Raw genomic sequence first — 6,192 nt, 5'->3', positions numbered from 1 at the left:
CCGCAAAACATCCAATCCAGAGAGCGGTCTAAATCAATCGTTCCGGGCAGGGATTACACATTTGAATGGGAAATGGAGCCTAAAGATTATGTATTTAAGGCTGGGAACCAGATTGGAATTGTTCTTATTGCCAGCGATTACGACTACACGATTCGTCCTAAAGCCGGTACAAAAATCACTGTAATACCAACTCGCAGTGAAATTACATTGCCAATTGTCGGCGGGCGTAATGCTTTAAATGAATAGAATGAATAAAGGAAGGATTAGGCTTAGCGAGCGATATGGCATATGACTTGCTGAAAATATGGCAGTTTACTCATTTTATTCATAGTAAGAAGGCTATGAAAATGAGTAATTATTCGTAAAGATATATTGCCAGAAGGCAATAGAACTTGTCGGAGACGGCGGGATATACTGCTTAATAAAAGATGTATATAGAAGAGCACCTGCTAAAACAAGTAGGTGTTTTTCTTTGATGGGAAACGATGCAAGTAGTTTAAAATAGGTGTAGTGGTACCTGTAATAATCTTGCGGTTTGTCAAATAGATCATGATTAGATGGGGTGATGAACATCAATGTCAGCATTAGAACATATCTTCAGGATTTTCCGTATATAGACTATAGTAAAAACGATTATTGGGTGAATCTGGACGATTCATACTGCAAAGAAGTTTATAAGCGGCAATATAGGATGAACAGTGGATTTATCTATGGAGGAATTTCATTCATCATAGATGGCGAAAATCGTACTGAAATCCTCTCGACAGATGATCTGCACAGCACATGGTTAGACCTTATGCTTTATTACAGTAATTACACTTTTAACTATAAAGAGAAGTTCATTATTTTTATGGGCCATGCGGACAATAAACTCGTTAATAATGCTGATAAAGACAATCCACATGTAAGATTAATATATGACGAAACGAGTACAGAGTGGATTCCGGTTTCGATTATGAAGCAGGCGGTACTAGATGGATTCCTTCACTTCATGCAAATCATTGATCGTAGTATTATGGAAGATTTATATGATGAGGATGGAGACCCCTTTGACTTTCCAGTAGAGCTAAAAGATTTACTTCATTTATTTGATTCATTAGTAGAGTAGTGAACGATGGGACGTTGCATGATTTATATAATAAGTTTGACCCACAAAACCTGTGCGTCCTCCTTCTTTCTAAGATTGTATAGTTATTGCGCAATTTAATTCGCAAGAAAAGAAGCAGCAATTAAAAACGTTCAGATCGAAATCTGAACGTTTCAAAAAGATGCTCTGCATTCAGGACATTGTTGCCCATACGTTTGTCTTTTCATGATTGTATGACACTTTGTACAACTTACCATCCTTGATTCTTCCTTTAACATTGTTTTTCTGTCTAAAAAGCTTCCTGTCCCTTTCACAAAATAGCTAAAATATAAAGCTATCATGACTCCTGTAACCATTAGACCAATCAAAAGAATCATTTTCGGCAGCCTCCATTCCAAAATATTCCTTGCTAACCATTATACCATATATTTACATATACTCTGTGCTTTATAAGCATATGTAAGTTCTTTCGTAAAGAATTTGATAAAAAGACTAAACATTTTAGGGTGTCAATTGGTGAATGGATACGATGTTGGTTGATTGGTAATTTATGTTAAAATAAAAGAGGCTGTTAATATTATCGTACTCTTGGAGGTGAAGGGGAATGGAAATCATCATGACCATCTTTATTGGCGTATTTATTATGTTTATTGGCCTTTTAGTACTCAAGAAAAAAGCTCTCTTTTTAGTGAATGTTGTTTTGTGGAATGGTGTTACTGGGAACGAAAAGTGGTTATCTCGAATCTTTGGGACTATTCTATTGGTGGTTGGATTTTTCGTTATCCTATTGCCTTTCTTCATGTAAATCATTTGACAGCTTCAGTAAGAAATTTCAGTATTCTTAAACTACTACCGTGTTGTGGTTTACAGCAGGATTAGAAACAGGTTAACAAATAAAGGCTGGGAGAAGTAAGGAGGTAAAGGGGATATCAAATTCTTGGGAAAGACCCAAAATAAACATTCAAAGAACGGAGAGTGAGTTGGCTTTGGATATCATTGGCTATACAGTTTATTCAGGCTCTATCGTCTTTTTAATGATTAATTGGAGTGCGCTTCCTGAAAAAGTGCCAGCACATTTCAATGCAGCGGGGGAAGTTGACCGCTTTGGTCCAAAGGTAGAAATGATTATATTGCCGATTGCAGGGGCCTTCGTTGCAGGTTTAATGCAATGGATAGAAAGGTTTCCGGAGAAACATAATTATCCTCAACGATTAAATGAAAATAATGTCAAAGAATTTTATTTGGTTAGCAGAAAAATGATGAATCGTTTAAAAAATATCTGTTTACTTTTTTTTGCTTTAAGTTCATTTGAAATCATCACCATTGCACAAGGATTGGAGAATCCATTAGGAAATTGGCTCTTTCCAGCTTTAATCGTTAGTGTGGCTATCGTCATCGTGTATGGAATAATCAAACAAGTAAAGATTAGATAACTTTATACAAATTGGGGAAATATCTCATATCAAGGGCTTTAATCAGCTCTTTTTTATTATGCAGCTATCGGGTCAGGCTAACGAAAGAATAGATTACTGCGTACTGAAGCAGATCAATATACTAATTCAATAATTGGTTGAAACGTTGGGATAAGAGGAGGAAAGGCCTAAAATGTCACCTTCAAAGAAAATGCCTTTAGAAATTATGATGAATATTTTAGCACTAGTAGTTCTTACTTTAGGTTTCTTCCAAGTGTTCTATAAATGGACTGTTTTAGGAGGTGATGATGTAAAGGGATTTATTGCGTTGCCACTAATAGCAGTTATAGTCTGGGGAGCATTTACATACATAGAAAAGTCTGATGAAAACATTAATTTACCCATATTGATAAGTGAAGATAAAGCTATAAATCGTCAATATAACAGATTGTTGGTGAATATTCTTAAAAATAGTATTGTAATTGGATTAATAATTGTAAATTGGGGAGATTTAAACTCTTTGATGTAGGTTGTAATAATAAGGCTCCGTTAAAAATAATATTGATAACAGAATACTATTGATGAAGTTTCGGGTCAGTGGCTCCTGCTTGATTAGCGGAAGAAGAACGTTATCGTATAAATAAATTTCTGACTTTTTATTGAACCTCTAGTTACGTAAGGTTTCAGTACCCTTATGAAAACAGACTGAAATAACGAACCTCCATTTTCGGGATTAAAATGGAGGTTCTTCTTTTTGCGGTTATATGGCAGCCATTATTTAATGGCAAAGTAGGCTGTTTTCATATCGCTTTGACCATCACTTCCTTCAGGAAAAGCGTTTATTTCAAGCAGGTAATCATCATATCCCTTTACCATTCTATAATAGGCGCGTAATGGATATGTGCTGCCTGGCATAAACGTCGTCTCTCTATCTCCTGGACTCAACAGTTTGTCTGCTGCACCTAAAGCGAGATAGACTGATCCGCCATTATTACTCGGGATTCCGCCGCCTTCAAGGTTATCCGCTGTAAAACTGATATTAATTCCAGTGACACCGCCAAACTCAGAGGCTGGGAATTCTTTTGGTACCATTACTTCATAGTCTATTATGTTCAGTTCGACATCATCAGGTAAATCTAAATCTTCTTTGTGGATTGCATCATATTCATTACCTTCTTCATTGTTTTCATCCAGTGCTTTCTGTACATATTCACTATTGTCGCTTTCACTTGTGATTTTATTGAGTTTCACATAAACAGGGTGGTATTTCTTATCTTCCGTAGAATAGATGGTTGTTTTCATGTATGTACCAAATGGAATCGGCTTCTTAGGGTCTAATGCTTCAGTATAATCGATTGCATTTCCCACATCAGCTGCCATTGCTGTACTTTCTTCCGCTTCTGACTTTTCTTCCTCATCCACTTCTTGATCTTCGCTCGTTTGCGGTTCCGAAGTGTCCTTTGCTTTTGTTTGACTCTCAACTTCCTCTTTAGGTGATGCGGCTTCGTTGCTGCAGCCCGCCATCACACCAGTAATGATAATAATACCAAGGCACACGACTAATAAATTCCTCATCCTCATAACCATCCTCCGATGTTCTTATTTAGAGTATATATACCCAAAAACAGAATAATCTGCAAATTTATTGTACCAAAAAATACCTTGGTAATAAATGATAAATAAAAAATCAGCGTTTACGAGAAAGAAGGAGCTGCCCGTAAAAGTCAATCTTCATTGACTTATGGGACAGCCCCTTCTATTTATCTATTCAATATAAACCGACCGTACCATAGTCCTGATCGATTCCTTACCATTCGCATGCTTCGTCTTAACATCAACAGTCATATTGTAAACGCCCGGTTTTGAAACCTTCGGCAGCTTGGCTGTGTATGCGGCTCCGTTTGCTGTTTTAGGAACGATATTTTGCTTAAGTTCGTTTCCATCCGGTCCGCTGAATTTAATGGAAAGGCTTGTTGATCCTGCTTGCTTCGGTGTTTTCAAGGTGAAGGATGTTTGGTCAGCCTTGCCCTTTCCGGCCATCTCAAGCTCTAGCTTCTCAACTTCGTCAAAGGAGGATACAAGCAGATAGGCATCCTTGGTGTTTGCTGCCTTCATTTGCACCGTCCAGGAGCCTTCAGCGAGCTCAACCTGCTGGAATGAATAGAGGCTTGCGCCAGAAAGAATGGTCTCATCTTTTATTGGGGCTGAAGCTTTCATAACCGTTCCGTCTGGTGCAACCAGCTCGACAGCCGTGTCATGGCTGGCTGTGTAGACGGAGATGGTTCCGGTTGTTTTGGCAGGGACATAGATTTCTTTTTTCGTTAATTGATTATCTGAGAGCTTGCCCCCGGTGATATAACTGGAGGATTCACTATGAATGGAAGTGTCCATTTGATTGACTGTTTCAGTATTAGCGGATAATTGGCTGACAGCGGCACTGCGTAAATAAGGCTCAATTCGGGAAAAGACTTTGGAGCCTTGGCGGATATTATCGTGGTCGATTGTGCTGTCGGTGAATAAATGTGTGCCATATGGCAGCTTTGCACTGGTCGCTGTGACGAGGCCGTCATTGGCACCAAAGGAAGATAAGTAGGCTCCGCCGAGTGCTAGGGCAGAGAAGGCAGGGCCTTTGTTCGTTCCAGCTACTGTATAGTATTTATTCTTGCTGCGGTTCGTATGGCTGTCAGTGGAGGAGCGGAATTTGGCCATTTCACCGACCTGAAGGGAATAGGTGCCGGCATCATTCTGACCAAGCAGTTCCCCGAGCCATCCCGCATACCAGCTGTATGATAGGTCTGCAAGCTCAGAGCCATGATGAGGTGAGCCTAATGTAATCACCCTGCCCACATAGGGGTGGGCTCCGTAGTGAATCAGCGCTGCCTGGGTATCAGGTCCCCCTTTGCTGTGGGCGATAATATTCACTTTTTGTCCGTTAAAGTGGCGTGATATCTGTCCGAGCATGGAGGCGAGCAGGCGCCCGTTTGTGTATTGATTTTCAGAGCCATTGCCGGCTGCGTCATACAGCTGGACGAAAACGGTCTGATATCCGGCATCATATGCCTTCGTATACATATCATTGACACCGTGATACGTTGTTTCCCCATACCAGCTTGTTGAGCTTCCGTTCTTTCCTTGGACAAAGACAATGGGCGGTTTCGACGAATTGTAATTTGGTGGACGGTCACCGAGGAACCACTCACCAGGGGTAAAGGTTTCACCCGGCGGCTTCAGCTTCCCCGCTGATACATCTGAAGACAGACCAAACGGCGCAATAATCATCAAACATAAGAAAATAGCCAAGAATCTTCTCGTCAATCGACTGTTCATTAAAATCCTCCATTACATTCGTTTTTTTTGAATACAAGGAATTGTATGAAGAGAAGAGATGCCTTATTCTGTAACAAATGACTCATAAATGGATTGATAAAGGACGGTCAAAATGAAAGGATTAGATGAAGAAATTATATTCTTAAAAGCGGGCACGGAAGATGTTGAGGAAATTTATCCATTTAGCAAAGGACAGATGGAGCATTATGAAACTCGACCCAAATGGACCTTGCGTCTGTTTTAGCATTTGTGAAAAAGAAACTTAGCTCTCAAATCTAGCAGTATAAGGTGATTTACGAAAATGGAAGGAAGATTGTATATGTGTATTTCTACTATTCTGGTGATGGACTGGAGGTAGAGTATCTC

8 protein-coding genes are annotated in these 6,192 nt (G+C 39.4%); 6 read left to right on the top strand and 2 right to left on the bottom strand.

Annotated features, from left to right (window positions below; translation table 11 throughout):
- From ACI35L_RS15155 to ACI35L_RS15135, 5 genes are all read left to right on the top strand, one after another.
- Window positions 1-246 (top strand): CocE/NonD family hydrolase C-terminal non-catalytic domain-containing protein (locus ACI35L_RS15155; RefSeq protein ID WP_439803227.1); only part of this gene is annotated, 246 nt, incomplete at its 5' end.
- Between the two features lie 445 nt (window positions 247-691).
- Window positions 692-1,108, top strand: coding sequence for a hypothetical protein (locus tag ACI35L_RS15150; RefSeq protein ID WP_439803226.1), 417 nt, complete (start codon window positions 692-694; stop codon window positions 1,106-1,108).
- Between the two features lie 583 nt (window positions 1,109-1,691).
- On the top strand, window positions 1,692-1,892 hold the full coding sequence (locus ACI35L_RS15145; protein ID WP_049669960.1) for a hypothetical protein: 201 nt from the start codon (window positions 1,692-1,694) through the stop codon (window positions 1,890-1,892).
- Between the two features lie 175 nt (window positions 1,893-2,067).
- On the top strand, window positions 2,068-2,520 hold the full coding sequence (locus ACI35L_RS15140; RefSeq protein WP_439803225.1) for a DUF1648 domain-containing protein: 453 nt from the start codon (window positions 2,068-2,070) through the stop codon (window positions 2,518-2,520).
- Between the two features lie 172 nt (window positions 2,521-2,692).
- Window positions 2,693-3,028 (top strand): hypothetical protein, encoded by a 336-nt coding sequence (locus tag ACI35L_RS15135; RefSeq protein WP_439803224.1) that lies wholly within the window; start codon window positions 2,693-2,695, stop codon window positions 3,026-3,028.
- A gap of 245 nt (window positions 3,029-3,273) precedes the next feature.
- Here the strand turns inward: ACI35L_RS15135 and ACI35L_RS15130 are convergent, their stop codons facing one another.
- Together ACI35L_RS15130 and ACI35L_RS15125 are read right to left on the bottom strand one after the other, a co-directional pair.
- A complete protein-coding gene (locus tag ACI35L_RS15130) occupies window positions 3,274-4,074 on the bottom strand; it encodes a hypothetical protein (protein ID WP_439803223.1) in 801 nt (266 codons plus the stop codon).
- A gap of 189 nt (window positions 4,075-4,263) precedes the next feature.
- Window positions 4,264-5,826, bottom strand: coding sequence for an esterase/lipase family protein (locus ACI35L_RS15125; RefSeq protein ID WP_439803222.1), 1,563 nt, complete (start codon window positions 5,824-5,826; stop codon window positions 4,264-4,266).
- A 112-nt stretch (window positions 5,827-5,938) separates the two neighbouring features.
- On the opposite strand from ACI35L_RS15125, the gene ACI35L_RS15120 reads away from it, so the two are divergent.
- A complete protein-coding gene (locus ACI35L_RS15120; protein ID WP_439803221.1) occupies window positions 5,939-6,070 on the top strand; it encodes a hypothetical protein in 132 nt (43 codons plus the stop codon).
- Window positions 6,071-6,192 lie beyond the last annotated feature (122 nt).

Source organism: Pradoshia sp. (assembly GCF_051873915.1).
Lineage (GTDB): Bacteria > Bacillota > Bacilli > Bacillales > Pradoshiaceae > Pradoshia.
The sequence above is the reverse complement of the archived record's forward strand: the minus strand, read 5'-3'. Positions and strand labels throughout refer to the sequence as shown.

Excerpts from the sequence above, each read along its gene's own strand:
- ACI35L_RS15125 (WP_439803222.1), bottom strand. The coding sequence starts at position 5,826 with ATGAACAGTCGATTGACGAGAAGATTCTTGGCTATTTTCTTATGTTTG.
- ACI35L_RS15145 (WP_049669960.1), top strand. The coding sequence starts at position 1,692 with ATGGAAATCATCATGACCATCTTTATTGGCGTATTTATTATGTTTATT.
- ACI35L_RS15135 (WP_439803224.1), top strand. The coding sequence starts at position 2,693 with ATGTCACCTTCAAAGAAAATGCCTTTAGAAATTATGATGAATATTTTA.
- ACI35L_RS15150 (WP_439803226.1), top strand. The coding sequence starts at position 692 with ATGAACAGTGGATTTATCTATGGAGGAATTTCATTCATCATAGATGGC.
- ACI35L_RS15130 (WP_439803223.1), bottom strand. The coding sequence starts at position 4,074 with ATGAGGAATTTATTAGTCGTGTGCCTTGGTATTATTATCATTACTGGT.
- ACI35L_RS15120 (WP_439803221.1), top strand. The coding sequence starts at position 5,939 with ATGAAAGGATTAGATGAAGAAATTATATTCTTAAAAGCGGGCACGGAA.